The sequence below is a fragment of the Streptomyces sp. Tu 3180 genome (genome assembly GCF_009852415.1).
Classification (GTDB): domain Bacteria; phylum Actinomycetota; class Actinomycetes; order Streptomycetales; family Streptomycetaceae; genus Streptomyces.
In genome coordinates this window covers 8257773-8274508 of record NZ_WOXS01000002.1, presented here as the reverse complement: position 1 = coordinate 8274508, position 16736 = coordinate 8257773, and the positions used below count along the sequence as shown (strand labels likewise).

The following is a 16736-nucleotide window of genomic DNA, read 5'->3' as shown; positions in this document are numbered from 1 at the left end:
GGCAGCGCTGCTGAAGGAGGCCAGTTCCGCATGACCCGTTACGCGGCGCCCGGGAGCGAGGGCGCGATCGTCTCCTACCAGTCCCGCTACGACCACTTCATCGGCGGGGAGTACGTGCCTCCGGTCAAGGGGCAGTACTTCGAGAACCCGAGCCCGGTGAACGGGCAGCCGTTCACCGAGGTGGCGCGTGGCACGGCGGAGGACGTCGAGGCGGCACTCGACGCGGCGCACGCGGCCGCGCCCGGCTGGGGGCGCAGGTCGGCGACCGAGCGGTCCGACATCCTGCTGAAGATCGCCGACCGCATGGAGGCCAACCTGGAATCACTCGCGGTGGCGGAGAGCTGGGAGAACGGCAAGCCCGTGCGGGAGACCCTGGCGGCCGACATCCCGCTGGCCATCGACCACTTCCGCTACTTCGCCGGTGCCGTGCGCGCACAGGAGGGCTCGCTCAGCGAGGTCGACGACGACACGGTCGCCTACCACTTCCACGAGCCGCTGGGCGTCGTCGCCCAGATCATCCCGTGGAACTTCCCCATCCTGATGGCGACGTGGAAGCTCGCGCCCGCCCTCGCCGCGGGCAACGCGGTCGTCCTCAAGCCCGCCGAGCAGACGCCGGTCTCCGTCCACTACTGGCTGAGCCTCGTCTCCGACCTGCTGCCGCCGGGCGTGCTGAACATCGTCAACGGGTTCGGCCCGGAGGCCGGGAAGCCGCTCGCCTCCAGTCCGCGGGTGGCGAAGGTCGCCTTCACCGGCGAGACGTCCACGGGGCGGCTGATCATGCAGTACGCGGCCGAGAACCTGAAGCCGGTCACGCTGGAGCTGGGCGGCAAGTCGCCGAACATCTTCTTCGACGACGTGTGGGAGAAGGACGACGAGCTGCGCGACAAGGCCCTCGAAGGGTTCACGATGTTCGCGCTGAACCAGGGCGAGGTGTGCACGTGCCCCTCCCGGGGGCTGATCCAGCGCGGCAACTACCCCGATTTCCTGGCCGCGGCCGTCGCCCGCACCGAGCTGATCAGGCCCGGGCACCCGCTCGACACCGACACGATGATCGGCGCGCAGGCCTCCGGCGAGCAGCTGGCCAAGATCCTGTCCTACATCGACATCGGCCGGCAGGAGGGCGCAAAGGTTCTGACGGGCGGCGAACGCGCGGAGTACGACGGCGACTTGAAGGGCGGTTACTACGTGCAGCCGACCATCTTCGAGGGGGACAACCGGATGCGCGTCTTCCAGGAGGAGATCTTCGGCCCTGTCGTCTCGGTGGCCTCGTTCGACGACTTCGACGACGCGATCGAGATCGCCAACGACACGTCGTACGGCCTCGGCGCGGGTGTGTGGACCCGCGACATCAACACGGCCTACCGCGCCGGGCGCGCCATCCAGGCGGGCCGCGTCTGGACGAACTGCTACCACGCCTATCCCGCGCACGCGGCGTTCGGCGGCTACAAGCAGTCCGGGATCGGCCGGGAGACGCACAAGATGATGCTGGACCACTACCAGCAGACGAAGAACCTGCTGGTGTCGTACTCGCCGAAGAAGCTCGGCTTCTTCTAGGCGCAGGAGGGAAGGCGCCTGAGCCGGGCTTTCGCCCGTCAGGCGCCGAAGCCGGTGGAGGGCCGGCCGCGGGCACCGGACCGGAAGGCCCGGTGCGGGATCCGGTTCGTGCTGCACACCGGCATCCGGTGAAAGTACCTGCCCCAGGAGCTGGGCTTCGGCTCGGGCATGACCTGCCGGCGACGCCTGGCCGCGTGGAACGAGGCCGGAGTGCGGGGACCGGCTGCACGTGCTGCTGTCGAAGAAGCTGCGGTCGGCCAAGCAGTCGGACCGGTCCCGGGCGGTGATCGACTCTTCCCGTGCGCGGGCGGCCGGCGGGGCCCGGAAGCGGTCCCGGCCCGGTCGACCGCGCACGGCCGGGCAGCAAGCACCGCGTCCTTGTCGGCGGCCGGGGCATCCCGCTCGCGGTGTCGCTGACCGGCAGTGATCACAACGATGCCCCCGGCTCCCGCCCCCGCTCGACAAGGTCCCGCCCGTCGCCGGCGTCGTCGGCAGGCCACGGCGACGGCCGGACATGCTCTTCGCGGACCGCGGCTACGGCCACGACAAGTACCGGTGCCCGCTGTGGGCCCGGGACATCCGCCCGGTCATCGCCGGACCAGGCCGGCCCCACGGCTCCGGCCTGGGCACCTTCCGCTGGGCCGTCGAACGCACCGTCTCCTGGCTGCACGGCTTCCGCCGCCCGCGCAGCCGCTGGGAACGACGCGACGACATCCACGAAGCCCTCCTCGGCCTCGCCACCTGCCTCATCACCCACCGACACGTCCAACGCCTTTGTTGGGACCGCCAAGACGTTCCGAGCGGTGCTCGCGTGTGCATTGGCCGCGCTTGCCCGCCGGGGCTCGAGACCGGCCCGGCGAGCAGGGCTCCCGTGCGCCCGGTGCGTCCCGATGGCCCGCTACCGAACTCGATCGGGCGATGCCGGGTGATTGCCTGACGGGCGAGGGGTGCGTCCGGTAGATGTGTGCGCGTGAATGACTCCACGTCCCCCGAGGACGGCGAGCCCACCTCCTTCGTCGAGAAGACGAGGAACTGGTACGGGAAGCACAGGACGACGATCCGCGCCGTGGGTGGCGCAGTCGGCAGCGTGGCCGCGGCCGTCGCGGTCGTGGCCGTCAGGCGGGCCACGGAGCAGAACGTCACCGATGCCGCCGAGGTCACCGAGGACGCCGGGCCGGCCTCCGCCCCCGAAGCCACGGGCGAGGGCCGACGGCCCGCCAGCCCTCACGTGCGGAAGCTCCCCGAGGGCTGGAACGCCAGCGAGCAGAAGAAGGCGCGGTACAAGGAGGAGACAGGGGACGACCTCGCTCCCGGCACCACTTACGTCAACCCCCCGGAGGACGAGGACCCCGGCGAAGCCGCAGCCTGAGCGCCTGGGTGAAGGACACCGCGGCCTGTCATTCCTGTGCAGTGCCGACGGAGCCGCTGCAGAGCGTCTCCGCCGCCGCTGACCTACGGCTCCCCTTGCCGCCGGAGGATGCGGGGCGGGGGCCCGCCGGCCTTGTAACCGTGGCGGAATCCGAGCTGCCAAGACGTGGCGGCCCCCTCCCCGTCTCCGGAGGCCGTACCCCTCCTTTGCCGCCTCCGCCCCTCCCGATCGCCAGCCGGGCCCCCTACGATCCGAATCATGATCAAGGTGACGTGGGCGCTGGTGGCCGAGCACGTGGACGAGTGGACCGGGGAAGACATCACGCGGGGTGCGGCCGTCCTCGAATCCGAGGTGGCTGCCGTGATCGAGGCGAGCGGCATGACACCGGCAGCGATACGGCACTTCCGGGAGGACTTCCTCGGCCCCGTGGTGGAGGCCCTCCGCAGCGAAGCGGCCCCCGCCCTGGCGCGCAACGAGCAGTGGAGCAAGGCGGCCGGGCCCCTCCTCGCATACGCCGAGCGAACCACTGAACGTGGTTGAGTGGCGTCGGGACGGTTCCCCGGACACAGGCCCGCCCGGGACCGGTGGTCCGGTGCCGTGAGGTGCGCACCGATTCGGTGCTGTGAGCTGCGGCGAGGCCGTTCGGTCAGGCGGTTCTCCGGTACTGGTCGATCAGGCCGCCGAGGAGGGGCTGTCGCCGGATTCGCTGGACCTGGAGGCCGGTGACGTTGGCTGGAGCGGGCGGTTTGGTGCCGTCCGGGGGCAGTTGGCGCCGGGACTGGTGGGGGCGGTGCTGGTTGGAGTGCCGGATGTACTCGGCCAGGACCGCCTGGACATGGGCCTCGCTGTGGATCAGGATCCGGTGCCTCACACGGAGAAGCCGCAGGCCAAGCCCAGAACCGTAGGTCCGAGCGGGACAGGATCACGCTGCGCGGCTACAGCGGCACGGACCACCCCGAGGTGGCGGAAGAGTGGGTCACCCGGTTCGGCTCCTGGCCTCGCTCCGGTGAGATCTCCTTTCCGCACGTGCGGGTCCCGGGCATCGGACGCGCCCCTCGAGCGTTGCAGGAACTGTTCGAGGGGCGGTGCTTCGGCACCGTCGTCGTGGAGCTGCCGTACCAGTGACGGATCGCCGCCGCGCCTCGCGGGCCGGCGCGCGACACGGACCGAGGCGAGGGTCGGCATGCGGATCCCGGACGCGGCGGCGGCAGCCGGAACCACCCCGCGGGCCCTGCGGTTCCACGAAGAGCGCGGCCTGCTGCCCCCGCCGCCGCGCACGGCCACCGGCCAACGGCGGTACGGGCCCGACGGGATCGCCCGGGTCCGTGTCATCCGTGGGCTGCCCGGCCTCGGCCTCACCGTCGAGGACCTGCGCGGCATCGCCGACCGCATCCAGCTCCTGGTCGAGGATCCGGGGCGGTGCTGCGCGAACGCCGGCGCGACGTCCCCCGCCTCCGGCGTGGTCGAGCGCCGGCCGACGGCCATCGACGCCGGGATCGAGCGCCTGTGCCCGCTGCGCGCCCGGCCGGCTCGGCGGACAGGACGGGCGTGGGCCCTTCCCGCGCGGTACCGGCGGACCCCTGGCAGATCTCCCCTCCTGTCCGCCGAAAAACCCAGGTCAACGTCGTATGCGGCGATGCGTCAGGTGGCGCAACACTTCGGCAACACCACTATCCCTACCGGATCGGTAGGGTTCCGAACATGCCGCCCACCGACCGCATCCGAGACCACGCCGGCCAGGGCGCGCCCACCGTCGCCGCCCGGCGCACGCGGCGTCGGCTGCGCGCGGACCAGGCACGCCAGCTCGCCGACCTGCTGCGCCACCAGCTCCTCACCGGGGGCTTCCCGGCCGGTACCCTGCCGCACGAGTCGACCCTCGCCACCGAGTACCGGGCCTCGCGCAACACGGTCCGCCAGGCCCTCGACCTCCTCCGCGCCGAGGGCCTCGTGGAACGCCTCCCCGGCGTCGGCACGGTGGTCGTCGCCCAGAAGTACCCCCACGGGCTCGACCGGCTGATGGGCCTCGCGGAGACCCTGCACGAACACGGCCGCGTCACCAACGAGGTCCGCACCATGGGCCCGGTCCCGGCCCCCGCCCCGGTCGCCGAGCGCCTGCGCGTCCCGCCCGGCGCCGACGTCCTCTACGTCGAACGTCTGCGCCGCCTGAACGGCCTCCCCCTGTCCCTGGACCTCACCTACATCCCCCTGGACATCGGCGCGGCCCTGCTCGGCTGCGACCTGGAGAACACCGACGTCTTCCGCCTCCTGGAGTCCCTCACCGGCCAGCGCCTGGGACACGCCGACATCACCCTGGAGGCGGTCAACGCGGACGCCCATTCCGCCGCCGTGCTTCAGGCACCGTGCCGTGCGGCCGTGCTGATGCTGGAACGCCTCACGCACCTCGCCGACGGGCGGCCCGTGGACCTGGAGTTCATCCGCTTCCGCGGCGACCGCATCACGATGAGCGGCCTGTTGTACCGCTCCCTCTGACACCGCCCTCTCCCACGGCAAGACCTGCAGCAAGACCTGCAGCGCGACATTCCTGGAGACAGCCATGCCCTTGGTGCCCCAGCGGGCCGACGTGCCCGTGACCATCGACGAGTCGAAGTGCATCGACGGCTGCACGCTCTGCGTGGACATGTGCCCGCTGGACTCCCTCGCCATCGACGCCGGCAGCGGCAAGGCGTACATGCACGTCGACGAATGCTGGTACTGCGGTCCGTGCGCGGCCCGCTGCCCCACCGGAGCCGTCACGGTCAACATGCCCTATTTGCTCCGCTGATCCCCTCGACCTGCTCCGGTGAAAGGCCGAACCACCATGAAACGCACGGCAGTCGCAGCATCCGCAGTCGTCCTTCTGCTCCCGCTCAGCGCCTGCGGCGGTGCCGCCGAGGCCGGCAGCGGCTCCACGGTCACCGTCACCGTCGGCTACCAGTCCAAGACCATCAACACGGTCACGGCCGGCACCCTGCTCCGCTCCCTCGGTTACTTCGAGAAGCAGCTGACCTCGCTCGGCGACGGCATCACCTACAAGGTCGTCTGGCAGGACTACGCCACCGGCGCCCCCATCACCGCCCAGATGACCGCCGGGAAGATCGACATCGGCTCGATGGGCGACTTCCCGCTGCTCATCAACGCCGCCCGCGGCAAGCAGCTGAACCGCCCCACCCACCTGGTCTCGGTCACCGGCTACAACCTGCGCGGCGGCCTCAACACCATCGTCACCGCGCCCGACTCCAAGCTCACCTCCCTGAAGGACCTGAAGGGAAAGAAGGTCTCCACGAGCGTCGGCTCCGCCGCCGACGGCACCCTGGTACGGGCCCTGCAGCGTGCCGGCATCGACCCGAACGAGGGCATCGAGAAGCTCAACCAGCAGCCCGCGGTGGGTGCTTCGGCCCTGGCCGCGGGCAGCGCGGACGCGCTGTCGCAGTTCGTTGCCTGGCCCGGTCTGCTCACCTACCAGGGCAAGGCGAAGGCCCTGTACGACGGCGCCCAACTGAACCTGCCCACCTTTCACGGGGTCACCGCCCGCGCGGACTTCGCCCAGGACCGGCCGGCCGTCCTGGAAGCCTTCCTGAAGGCCCAGGCGCAGGCCACCGACTACCTCAACGCCCGCCCCGTCGCCGCCGCCGAGAAGGTCGCCGAGGCCACCGGCCTGCCCGCCGAGGTCGTGTACCTCTACAACGGCGCCCACGGCATCTCCACCTTCGACCCGGCGGTCAGGCCGCAGCTCGTCTCCGCGCTGAAGCAGGACGTGTCGGTCCTGAAGGCGGCGAAGCTGACCGGCGACGTGGACGTGGACGCGTTCGTCGACGACCAGTACGTGAAGAAGGCGCTCGGGGCGTCGTACGGGAAGCAACGCGCGGCCACGCCGCCCGCCGCCGCGAGCGAGGTGTGGCCGAAGGGCGCCCAGAGGACCAGGACCTTCACGTCCCCGGCGGAGCTGCTCGGTTACGTGGCCGCCCACCCCGATGGCATCCGCGCCGCCTACGTCCCCGACGCCACGACCGGCACCCTCTGGTTCGCCGACAAGGCGGTGTGGGTGACCGACGGCGGGAGGCTGCTGCCGTTCGTCACCCCGGCGACCGCGCAGGCGTACGCCGACCGGCACGGCGGGGCGCGTGTCATCACGTATGCCGACGCCCTGGAGCGTGTCGCGTGAGCCGGCCCGCACCACGAGCCGCCCGGTACGCACTGCGGGCGGCCGCCCTCGCCGCGGCCCTCGGCCTGTGGCAGCTCCTGACCGGCCTGGACGTCGACGTGTGGCTGCGCTTCTCGCAGTTCCCCACGGTCACCGACGTCGCCCACGCCTTCGCCGACCGCCTCGCCGGGGCCGACTACTGGACGGACCTCACCGACAGCCTGACCCGCATCCTCACCGGCTTCCTGCTGGCAGCGGTGCTGGGGGTGGCAGGGGGCGTGCTCGTGGCACGCTCCCGGCTGGCCGAGGACCTGCTGGGGCCACTGCTGGAGGTGGTCCGCCCGATCCCGGCCATCGCCCTCGTCCCCGTCGCGATCCTCCTCTTCCCCTCCAACGAACAGGGCATCGTCTTCATCACCTTCACCGCCGCCTTCTTCCCGGTCCTGGTCTCCACCCGGCACGCGGTGCGTGCGCTGACGCCCGTGTGGGAGGAGGCCGTGCTGACGATGGGCGGCAGCCGGTGGCGCATCCTCGGCTCGGTGGTCCTGCCGGGCGCCCTGCCCGGCGTCTTCGGCGGCCTGTCGGTCGGCATCGGCGTCTCGTGGATCTGCGTGATCTCCGCCGAGATGATCTCCGGCCAGTACGGCGTCGGCTACCGCACCTGGCAGGACTACACGATCGTCGACTACCCGGGCGTCTTCGTCGGCATGGTCACGATCGGCGTCCTCGGCTGGCTCACTTCCATGGCCGTGGAACTCCTGGGCCGCCGCCTGACCCGCTGGCTGCCGCGCACGTCGTACGTCCCCGGCGCGCGCGTCCCGCGGCGGACGCGCCAAGCCCCCTCCCCCGCACCGGCCGGCCCCAGGCCCAAGGAGGACGTGTCCCATGACCAGCTCGTCTGACGTCCGTTCACCGTCCCGCAGCCGCGCCGGCACCCGCCTCACCCTGCACGACGCCGCCCTCGGACGCCCCGGCGCGCCCGTGCTGGACAAGGTCGACCTTGACGTGGCCCCCGGAGAAATCCTGACCGTCGTCGGCTCCTCCGGCTGCGGCAAGTCGACTCTTCTGCGCACCCTGGCCGGTCTTCTGCCCCTGCTCTCCGGAGGGATCACGCAGGACGGACGCCCCTTGACCGCCCCGTCCGCCGAACGCGCCCTCGTGTTCCAGGAGGACGCCCTGCTCCCCTGGCGCACCCTGCGCGCGAACGTCGAACTGCCCCTCGCCATCGAGGGACTGCCCCGTGCCGATCGCCGTACCCGGGCCGAGGCGTGGCTCGACCGGGTCGGACTCGCCGAGCACGCCCGGCGCTGGCCGCACCGCGTCTCCGGTGGCCAGCGTCAGCGCGCGCAACTGGCCCGCGCCCTGGCCGCCGGCCCCCGTGCCGTGCTGATGGACGAACCGTTCGGCGCCCTCGACGCCCAGACCCGCGCCGGCATGCAGGACCTGCTGGTGGAGGTGCTGCGCGGCACGGGCGCCACCGTCGTCTTCGTCACCCACGACGTGGACGAGGCCCTCTTCCTCGGCGACCGCGTCGCCCTGCTGGGTGCGGGCCGCCTCATCGCCGTACGGGACGTACCGCGCCCACGCGAGCGCGCCGCCCACGACGACCCGGCGCGTATCGAGCTGCGGCGCGAAGTCCTCACGTCACTCGGTTCTTGAAAGGCACCCTGGTGGACACCCCCCTGCAGATCCCGGACCTCATCGGCGCGGACGAAATCACCTGCGACGTCCTCGTCGTCGGCGGCGGCACCGCCGGCACCATGGCGGCCCTGACCGCCGCCGAGCACGGCGCGGACGTCCTGCTCCTGGAGAAGGCGCACGTACGCCACTCCGGCGCGCTGGCCATGGGCATGGACGGCGTCAACAACGCGGTCGTCCCCGGCCGCGCCGAGCCCGACGACTACGTCGCCGAGATCACCCGTGCCAACGACGGCATCGTCGACCAGTCCACCGTCCGCCAGACCGCCACCCGCGGCTTCGCCATGGTCCAGCGGCTGGAGTCCTACGGCGTGAAGTTCGAGAAGGACGAGCACGGCGAGTACGCCGTACGCCAGGTCCACCGTTCCGGCTCCTACGTGCTGCCGATGCCGGAGGGCAAGGACGTCAAGAAGGTCCTGTACCGGCAGCTGCGGCGGCGCGAGATGCGGGAGCGGATCCGGATCGAGAACCGGGTGATGCCGGTGCGCGTGCTCACAGCGGAAGGGCGTGCCGTGGGCGCGGTGGGCTTCCACACCCGCACGGGCGCCTTCGTCACCGTCCGCGCGGGCGCGGTGATCCTGGCGACCGGCGCCTGCGGCCGCCTCGGCCTGCCCGCCTCCGGCTACCTGTACGGCACCTACGAGAACCCCACCAACGCGGGCGACGGCTACGCCATGGCGTATCACGCAGGCGCCGAGCTGACCGGCATCGAGTGCTTCCAGATCAACCCGCTGATCAAGGACTACAACGGTCCCGCCTGCGCCTATGTCGCCAACCCCTTCGGCGGCTACCAGGTCAACCGGCACGGCGAACGCTTCGTCGACTCCGACTACTGGTCGGGCCAGATGATGGCGGAGTTCGCGGAGGAGGTGGCGAGCGACCGGGGCCCGGTCTATCTGAAGCTGAGCCACCTCCCGGAGGAGTCGATCTCGGCCCTGGAGTCGATCCTGCACTCGACCGAGCGCCCGACCCGAGGCACCTTTCACGCCGGCCGCGGCCATGACTACCGCACCCACGACGTCGAGATGCACATCTCGGAAATCGGCCTGTGCGGCGGCCACTCGGCCTCGGGAGTGCGGGTCGACGACCACGCCCGTACGACCGTCCCGCGTCTGTACGCCGCCGGGGACCTGGCCTGTGTCCCGCACAACTACATGATCGGCGCTTTCGTCTTCGGGGACCTGGCGGGCGCGGACGCGTCCCGGTACACGCCGTACGACGGGGAACTGCCCCTCGGCCAGCTCCAGGAAGCGCACGAGCTGATCTACCGCCCGCTGCGCAACCCCGACGGTCCGCCGCAGCCGCAGGTCGAGTACAAGCTGCGCCGTTTCGTGAACGACTACGTGGCCCCGCCCAAGTCCGGCGCCCGGCTGTCGCTGGCCCTGGAGGCGTTCGAGCGGATGCGAGCCGACATCGCCGCGATGGGCGCCCGCACCCCGCACGAACTGATGCGCTGCGCGGAGGTCAGCTTCATCCGTGACTGCGCGGAGATGGCCGCGCGGGCGTCCCTGGCCCGCACGGAGTCCCGCTGGGGCCTCTACCACGACCGTCTCGACCACCCCCACCGTGACGACGCGTCCTGGTTCCACCACCTCGACCTGCGCAAGTCCCCCACCGGTGGGATGGAGTTCACGGCGCGTCCCGTGGCTCGCTATCTGGTCCCGGTCGACGGCTTCACCCCGGTCGGCGGGCCCTCCCGCCGCCTGGGCGAGGTCCACCCGGAGCAGGTGGCGACCGCGGGGGCCCGGGAAGCGGCGCCGATGGCGATACGGCAGGGGCCCGCCCTGACCGGTACGACCGCCCACCCCGGTTCCGACACGGACACGCCGGCCACACCGCGCCTGCTCGAACTCCTCTCCCTCGCGGAGGACGAGCCCCGCTTCTCCGCCCTCGCCCCTTACCTGACCGACCCCGAGCCCACCGTTCGCCGAACGGCCGTCACCGTGCTGACGGAGACGGTGCCGCCGGGCACCGGACCGGCACTGGCCGCCACGCTCGCCGACCCCGACGCCGGCGTCCGCGCTGCCGCGGCCGCCTCACTGCGCGAACTGGTCGAGACGCTGGACCCTGAACCAGCCCTGCGCGACGGCCTCGTCGCCGCCCTGTCCGAAGCCGACCCCGTCGCCCGTGCCGCCGCACTCGACGTCCTGCGCGCCCTGCGCCTCGGTGACACCGAGCTGTTCACGGGCTCCCTGTCGGACGCGGACATCGCCGTGCGTGTCGCGGCCGTGCGAGCACTCGTGTCCATCGACGCCGCCGGGGAGCTGGCCCGCGCGGCGACCGCCGACCCGTCCCGCGAGGTCCGCGTCACCATCGCCAAGGCCCTGGCCGCCGTGACCGCGGGACAGCCCGACGGCACCACGTCGGCCGGCCCCGAACCCGACACGGTCCTCTGGGCCCTCACCGAGCTCATCGACGACCCCGACGCCCTGGTGCGTGCGGCCGCCTATGAAGCACTGGGCACGACCGGCTGCCCGGCTCCCCTGGCAGCACGCGCGGAAGCAGCCCTGACCGACCCGGCCTGGCAGGTGCGGGCCGGCGCCGCCACCGCCCTCTCCCTCGCGGCCCCCGGCCTCGCCGTACCCGCACTCGCCAAGGCCCTCGCCGACCCGAACGCCGACGTCCGCAAGGCCGCCGTGACGGCACTGATCCGGCACCGTGACGCCGAGGACGCCCGAGCGGCCCTGGCCACGGCGACGACGGACCCGGACGCGGACGTCAGGGCCTGTGCGGCCCGGGCACTGTGACCGCACCGCTTCGACGACGGAAAGGCCGCAAGAACCGAACGTGATCGCCTGGCGGACCCGGCGTGCCGGGACCGCCATGCGCTCCTTCGCGAAGTCGCCACCGCTCTCCTCGTCACCATGCAGAAGAAGCCCACCTCGTGGGCGTCGGACCGGAGTCGGGCGAGAAAGGTCTCACGGTCGGTGTCCGGGCCGCGGAAGCGGGAGATGTCGATGACGGGCAGGGCTGTGGGGTGGGCCATGGGGTTGTTCCTTGGCGGGAGCAGCCGACCGACCACGATGGCAGCGCAATAGCCGTACGAGAAAAGCCAGTTGTGTGAAGTGTGCGGCAGCAGAGGGAAAAGAGCCAAGGTCGCGGGCCGTCGAACCACGGTCAGCAGCACACCTCGTCGATCCGGTCCGCGCGGCGGCTCACCCGGAACGGGTCGGACAGCGCCGTGTGCGCCCGGCCGGTGGTCTCCACGGCCCGCTCGAAGCACACGCGGCAACGTCCGTCCGCTGTGCGTCCTGATCGGTGAGACACCCCCCTTTCGAGCTGGTGCGCGCACGCCCCTGTGTGGTTACCTGGCTCCATGACCGTGCTCGTGACCCGCCGCCACGTCGACTACGTGCGTGTCACCACCACGGGCTGTTCCGCCGTGAGCTGACCGCCCTCCGGCGTCCGACCAGGCTTTTCCCACCGTATCGAGCTGACCGCTGCCCTCTTCCGGGCGCGTGCTCTCAGCCTGCGGTTCCTTCACCTTCCCCTTCCCGCGCTCCGCGCATCGCCGTACCCGCACGAGGGAGAACCATGAGCCAGCCCATCGACTCCGTCACCGCCGGTCACACCCCCGACGACGAACCCGCCGGGCCCGACACCTCGGCCTGGTCCTTCGAGACCAAGCAGATCCACGCCGGTGCCGCACCCGACCCGACGACCGGGGCCCGTGCGACGCCGATCTACCAGACGACGTCGTTCGTGTTCCGCGACACCCAGCACGCCGCCGACCTGTTCTCACTGGCCGAGCCCGGCAATATCTACACCCGCATCCACAACCCCACCCAGGACGTCTTCGAGCAGCGGATCGCCGCGCTGGAGGGCGGGGCCGCGGCGGTGGCGCTGTCCTCCGGTCAGGCGGCACAGACCCTGGCGATCCTGACGCTGGCGAGTTCGGGGGACCACATCGTCTCCAGCACCTCGCTGTACGGCGGCACGTACAACCTGTTCCGGCACACGCTGCCGAAGCTGGGCATCGAGGTGTCCTTCGTGGACGACCCGGACGACGCCGAGGCCTGGCGGGCGGCGATCCGGCCGAACACCAAGGCGCTGTTCGCGGAGACTCTGGGCAACCCCCGCGGCAACGTCCTCGACGTGCGGGCGGTCGCGGACGTCGCCCACGGGGCGGGCGTGCCGCTGATCGTGGACAACACCGTGCCGACTCCCTATCTGCTGCGGCCGATCGAGCACGGCGCGGACATCGTCGTGCATTCGGCGACCAAGTTCCTGGGCGGTCACGGCACGGCCATCGCGGGGGTCGTCGTCGACGGCGGCACGTTCGACTTCGGGGCGCACGCCGACCGGTTCCCCGGCTTCACCGAGCCCGACCCGAGCTACCACGGCCTGCGGTACTGGCCGGCGCTCGGCCCGGGCGCGTACGCCGTCAAGCTGCGGGTGCAGCTGCTGCGCGACCTCGGTCCGGCCCTTTCCCCGCACTCCGCCTTCCTGCTCCTGCAGGGCGTGGAGACGCTCAGCCTGCGCATCGAGCGGCACTCCGCGAACGCGCTGGCGCTCGCCGAGTGGCTGGAGCAGCGCGACGAGGTCGCCGTCGTCCACTACCCGGGCCTTGCGTCCAGCCGCTGGTACGAGGCCGGGCAGAAGTACCTCCCGCGCGGCGCGGGCGCGATCGTCTCCTTCGAGCTGCGGGACGGCATCGAGGCAGGCAAGCGGTTCGTGGACGCCGTCGAGCTGTTCAGCCATCTCGCCAACATCGGCGACGTACGCAGCCTCATCATCCACCCGGCCTCCACCACCCACAGCCAGCTCGATGAGGAACAGCTGGCGGCCACCGGAACCTCGCCCGGCCTGGTGCGCCTCTCGGTCGGCATCGAGAACCTCGCCGACCTCAAGGCGGACCTGGAGGCCGGGTTCCGCGCGGCGAAGGGCGCGTCCTGAACACCATACTGACGCCGTCCCAGGTCCCCCTCCCGCCGGCCTCCGGGGCCTGGCGGGAGGGGGACCCGCCCGGGCGTCGTCAGTGGTACGAGCGGGAGAAGCCGCTCGCTCTGGAGGCGGGTGGTGAACTGCCGCGGGTACGCCTGGCGTTCGAGACCTGGGGGCGGCTCGCGCCGGACCGGTCGAACGCGGTGCTGGTGCTGCACGCCCTCACCGGCGACAGCCATGCGGCCGGTCCCGCCGAGCCCGGTCACCCCACCCCCGGCTGGTGGGACGGCCTCATCGGCCCCGGGCGGGCACTCGACACGGACCGCTGGTTCGTCGTGGCACCGAACGTGCTCGGTGGCTGCCAGGGCAGTACCGGGCCGTCCTCTCCGGGCCCGTTCGGTCGGCGCTGGGGCGGCGACTTCCCGTTCCTGACACAGCGTGACCAGGTCGCGGCCGAGGCCGGCCTGGCCGATGCGCTGCGCATCGACCGGTGGGCCCTGGTGGTCGGCGGTTCGATGGGCGGAATGCGAGCCCTGGAATGGGCGGTGTCGCATCCCGAACGGACGGGCGCGCTCCTGCTTCTGGCCACGACGGCCGCGGCGAGCGCCGAGCAGATCGCCTGGGCCAACATCCAGCTGCACGCCATCCGCTCCGACCCGTTCTGGCACGGCGGCCACTACCACGACACCGGCCGGGGCCCGCACGCCGGACTCGGCCTGGCCCGGCGGATCGCCCATGTCACGTATCGCAGCGAGCCGGAACTCCAGGTCCGCTTCGGCCGTTCACCCCAGGGCACGGAGGACCCCTGGAGCGGCGGCCGGTACCAGGTCGAGTCCTACCTCGACCATCACGCGGCCAAGTTGCCGCGCCGTTTCGACGCGGGCAGTTACGTCGTGCTGTCCGACGCCATGAACAGCCACGACATCGGCCGCGGGCGCGGCGGAGTGCGGGCCGCCCTGAGCCGGGTGACCGCCCGGACCCTCGTGGCCGGGGTCGGCTCCGACCGTCTCTACCCGCCGTCCCAGCAAGCGGAGCTGGCGGCGGGCATCGCCACGGCGGATCACCTGCGGCTCATCGAATCCCCCTACGGTCACGACGGATTCCTGATCGAGGTGGAGCAGGTGGCCGCACTCGTGGGCGAGCTCGTGCACAGGGATCCTCCGCCATCGGCACCGGAGTCAGGACATCACCGCCCATTTCCCTGACGGGTCCTCGGCCTTCAGCAGGCACCGAGAAGAAGGCGCCCCATCCGTCGAAGGAGGACAACGCGTATGTCGCCTCGCACCGCGGACTCAGCCGTGGCTGTCCACCCGCTGCTCGCCGAACGCCGGAGCCCGCGCTCGTTCGACGTCACGCACATGATCACCGACGAAGAGCTGACCTCCTTGCTGGAGGCGGCCCGCTGGGCGCCCTCCGCCCACAATCCGCAGCCGTGACGCTTCCTGGTCGGGCGGCGCGACGGCACGACGTACCGGCGGATCCCCGTCACCCTCGTACCCGGCAACCATCTGTGGGCGGGGAACAGTTCGCCGCTGGTCGCGGCGATGGTGCCGGAGCACCTCGGGAACGGCGTGCCGCACCACGGCGCCGCCCACGACACCGGACCGGCGGTTTCCCCACTGGTCCTGCAGGCACACGCCTTGGGGTCGTACGCCCATCAGGTGGCCGGCTTCGACCCCGAAGGGCTGCGCACGTCGCTGGGTGTTCCGGACGGCTACCGGCCGCTCTCCGTCACCGCTGCAGGGGCCCTGGCCGCGGCGGACCTCCTCCCGCAAAAGCTGCGCGACCGCGGGAGCGCCGCCCGTGAGCGGCGTCCTCCTTCGCTCAGGGCTGGGGCAATCCGCTCCCGGCCGGCCCCTGAACCTCACCTTCCTGCCCTTGCCCCCGTACCGCTCTGGCCATCAGCACCGTATTCCGCAGGAGTGCACATGACCGTCCAGGATTCCTCCACCAGCACCGACGCCTTCGTCGCGGAATGGGAGGCGTGGCACCGACGGAGGGACGCCGCGCTCGCCCATGAGCACGGATTCCTCGCCGTCACCGGCCTGCACTGGCTGGCCTCGGACCCCCAGCGCTTCCCCGACGCACCCGGCACCTGGTCGACCGGCGACGACGGCGTCACCGTCGTGCTCGACCAGGGGGAGGAGCTCGTCGTCGACGGCACCGCGGTGCGCGGACGGCACGCTTTCGGCGTCATCCCGGAACGCGGCGGCGCCAACGCCTTCTGGGGAGACGCGATGATCGAGGTCGCCAAGCGCGGCGGCAACGATCTGATCCGCCCGCGGCACCCGGAGCACCCGCTGCGCACCGCGTTCAACGGGACGCCCGCGTACGCGCCCGACCCGCGCTGGGTGATCACCGGCACGTACACCCCGTTCCCGGAACCGCGGCCGACCACCGTGGGCGCCGCCGTCGAAGGGCTGCAGCACGTCTACGACGCACCCGGCAGGATCCGCTTCCGGACCAATGGCCTGACACTGGGGCTGACCGCCTTCAACGGAAGCACACCGGGCGGCCTCCTCGTGCTGTTCACCGACGCGACCTCCGGTGTGACCACGTACGCGGCCAACCGCGCCCTGCAGGTCGACGCACCCGGGCCCGACGGCACCGTGGTGCTGGACTTCAACCGTGCCACCAACCTGCCGTGCGCCTACACCGACTTCGCGACGTGCCCGCTGCCGCCGGCCGAGAACCGGCTCCCGGTCGCGATCGAGGCCGGTGAGAAGATCCCCCACGAGCGGAAGCCGGCCGGGCGGTGAGCACCTCGCCCCTCCCCCGGATCCGCTCACTGTCGTTCGAAGGCGCGTACGTCCTCCGCCGCGCCGTCACGCGACGGGGCCACCGGTTCGTCCCCGCCGCCGTCCGGGGCGTTGAGGGCATGCGACACGGCGTCGGCCCAGGGCTCTCCCTCGTCCCGGTCCCAGGCACTCATCGCCGGGTCAGCAAGAGGGATGTCGGGGCGGTGGGGCACCCTCCGAGCAGGCCCGAGCGACCGCACCACCTGTGGCGCCGACGCTCCGTCGAAGAAATGACGGGGGGATCCACATCGCCCCAGGCGAGAAAGCGGGGGCCAGCTCGGCCATCACCGCC

General features: G+C 71.9%; 15 protein-coding genes and 3 pseudogenes. 16 read left to right on the top strand and 2 right to left on the bottom strand.

Annotated elements, in window-relative coordinates:
* Positions 1-30 precede the first annotated feature (30 nt).
* The 4 genes and pseudogenes from GL259_RS36985 to GL259_RS36970 all read left to right on the top strand — a co-directional run bounded on the left by GL259_RS36985 (position 31) and on the right by GL259_RS36970 (position 3463).
* On the top strand, positions 31-1554 hold the full coding sequence (locus GL259_RS36985; RefSeq protein ID WP_159538096.1) for an aldehyde dehydrogenase family protein: 1524 nt from the start codon (positions 31-33) through the stop codon (positions 1552-1554).
* 75 nt (positions 1555-1629) lie between these two features.
* Positions 1630-2329 (top strand): annotated as a pseudogene (locus GL259_RS39225) (IS5 family transposase); the annotation flags it as partial.
* Positions 2330-2524: 195 nt separating this feature from the next.
* The gene (locus tag GL259_RS36975) at positions 2525-2923 is read left to right on the top strand and encodes a hypothetical protein (protein ID WP_159538094.1); all 399 of its coding nucleotides are present in this window, start codon (positions 2525-2527) and stop codon (positions 2921-2923) included.
* 258 nt (positions 2924-3181) lie between these two features.
* The gene (locus GL259_RS36970; protein WP_159538092.1) at positions 3182-3463 is read left to right on the top strand and encodes a hypothetical protein; all 282 of its coding nucleotides are present in this window, start codon (positions 3182-3184) and stop codon (positions 3461-3463) included.
* A gap of 106 nt (positions 3464-3569) precedes the next feature.
* On the opposite strand, the gene GL259_RS36965 is transcribed toward GL259_RS36970, so the two are convergent.
* Positions 3570-3794 carry a hypothetical protein gene (locus GL259_RS36965; protein ID WP_208026575.1) on the bottom strand — a complete coding sequence of 75 codons (225 nt, stop codon included), beginning with the start codon at positions 3792-3794 and terminating at the stop codon, positions 3570-3572.
* Positions 3795-3844: 50 nt separating this feature from the next.
* Between GL259_RS36965 and GL259_RS36960 the strand changes: the two are divergent.
* The 12 genes and pseudogenes from GL259_RS36960 to GL259_RS36905 all read left to right on the top strand — a co-directional run.
* A pseudogene (locus GL259_RS36960) lies at positions 3845-4048 on the top strand (NADP-dependent oxidoreductase); the annotation flags it as partial.
* Between the two features lie 58 nt (positions 4049-4106).
* A pseudogene (locus GL259_RS39590) lies at positions 4107-4250 on the top strand (MerR family DNA-binding transcriptional regulator); the annotation flags it as partial.
* Positions 4251-4624: 374 nt separating this feature from the next.
* Positions 4625-5413, top strand: a complete 789-nt coding sequence (locus tag GL259_RS36950) for a GntR family transcriptional regulator (RefSeq protein ID WP_159538090.1) — start codon at positions 4625-4627, stop codon at positions 5411-5413.
* Between the two features lie 64 nt (positions 5414-5477).
* Positions 5478-5705 carry a ferredoxin family protein gene (locus GL259_RS36945; protein ID WP_159538088.1) on the top strand — a complete coding sequence of 76 codons (228 nt, stop codon included), beginning with the start codon at positions 5478-5480 and terminating at the stop codon, positions 5703-5705.
* Positions 5706-5741: 36 nt separating this feature from the next.
* The gene (locus GL259_RS36940) at positions 5742-7085 is read left to right on the top strand and encodes an ABC transporter substrate-binding protein (protein WP_159538086.1); all 1344 of its coding nucleotides are present in this window, start codon (positions 5742-5744) and stop codon (positions 7083-7085) included.
* Positions 7082-7966: an ABC transporter permease gene (locus GL259_RS36935; RefSeq protein WP_159538084.1), complete on the top strand. Its 885-nt coding sequence runs from the start codon at positions 7082-7084 to the stop codon at positions 7964-7966. Before GL259_RS36940 ends, GL259_RS36935 begins: the two co-directional genes overlap by 4 nt.
* Positions 7950-8723, top strand: a complete 774-nt coding sequence (locus GL259_RS36930; RefSeq protein ID WP_159538082.1) for an ATP-binding cassette domain-containing protein — start codon at positions 7950-7952, stop codon at positions 8721-8723. The genes GL259_RS36935 and GL259_RS36930 overlap by 17 nt, the downstream gene beginning before the upstream one ends.
* Positions 8720-11509 carry a fumarate reductase/succinate dehydrogenase flavoprotein subunit gene (locus tag GL259_RS36925; RefSeq protein ID WP_279578646.1) on the top strand — a complete coding sequence of 930 codons (2790 nt, stop codon included), beginning with the start codon at positions 8720-8722 and terminating at the stop codon, positions 11507-11509. The genes GL259_RS36930 and GL259_RS36925 overlap by 4 nt, the downstream gene beginning before the upstream one ends.
* Positions 11510-12296: 787 nt before the next feature.
* On the top strand, positions 12297-13658 hold the full coding sequence (locus tag GL259_RS36920; protein ID WP_159538080.1) for a bifunctional o-acetylhomoserine/o-acetylserine sulfhydrylase: 1362 nt from the start codon (positions 12297-12299) through the stop codon (positions 13656-13658).
* Positions 13655-14851: a homoserine O-acetyltransferase gene (locus GL259_RS36915; protein WP_243762624.1), complete on the top strand. Its 1197-nt coding sequence runs from the start codon at positions 13655-13657 to the stop codon at positions 14849-14851. Before GL259_RS36920 ends, GL259_RS36915 begins: the two co-directional genes overlap by 4 nt.
* Before the next feature lie 93 nt (positions 14852-14944).
* A complete protein-coding gene (locus GL259_RS39220) occupies positions 14945-15082 on the top strand; it encodes a nitroreductase family protein (protein WP_243762510.1) in 138 nt (45 codons plus the stop codon).
* Between the two features lie 492 nt (positions 15083-15574).
* Complete coding sequence (locus GL259_RS36905; protein ID WP_159538078.1) at positions 15575-16405, top strand: DUF1684 domain-containing protein; 831 nt, start codon at positions 15575-15577, stop codon at positions 16403-16405.
* A 26-nt stretch (positions 16406-16431) separates the two neighbouring features.
* Here GL259_RS36905 and GL259_RS38055 read toward each other — a convergent pair whose 3' ends face one another.
* On the bottom strand, positions 16432-16578 hold the full coding sequence (locus GL259_RS38055; protein ID WP_208026574.1) for a hypothetical protein: 147 nt from the start codon (positions 16576-16578) through the stop codon (positions 16432-16434).
* Positions 16579-16736 lie beyond the last annotated feature (158 nt).

Coding starts and splice junctions, on each gene's coding strand:
- GL259_RS36920 (WP_159538080.1), top strand. CDS start 12,297: ATGAGCCAGCCCATCGACTCCGTCACCGCCGGTCACACCCCCGACGAC.
- GL259_RS38055 (WP_208026574.1), bottom strand. CDS start 16,578: ATGAGTGCCTGGGACCGGGACGAGGGAGAGCCCTGGGCCGACGCCGTG.
- GL259_RS36950 (WP_159538090.1), top strand. CDS start 4,625: ATGCCGCCCACCGACCGCATCCGAGACCACGCCGGCCAGGGCGCGCCC.
- GL259_RS36905 (WP_159538078.1), top strand. CDS start 15,575: ATGACCGTCCAGGATTCCTCCACCAGCACCGACGCCTTCGTCGCGGAA.
- GL259_RS36940 (WP_159538086.1), top strand. CDS start 5,742: ATGAAACGCACGGCAGTCGCAGCATCCGCAGTCGTCCTTCTGCTCCCG.
- GL259_RS36970 (WP_159538092.1), top strand. CDS start 3,182: ATGATCAAGGTGACGTGGGCGCTGGTGGCCGAGCACGTGGACGAGTGG.
- GL259_RS36930 (WP_159538082.1), top strand. CDS start 7,950: ATGACCAGCTCGTCTGACGTCCGTTCACCGTCCCGCAGCCGCGCCGGC.
- GL259_RS36945 (WP_159538088.1), top strand. CDS start 5,478: ATGCCCTTGGTGCCCCAGCGGGCCGACGTGCCCGTGACCATCGACGAG.
- GL259_RS36985 (WP_159538096.1), top strand. CDS start 31: ATGACCCGTTACGCGGCGCCCGGGAGCGAGGGCGCGATCGTCTCCTAC.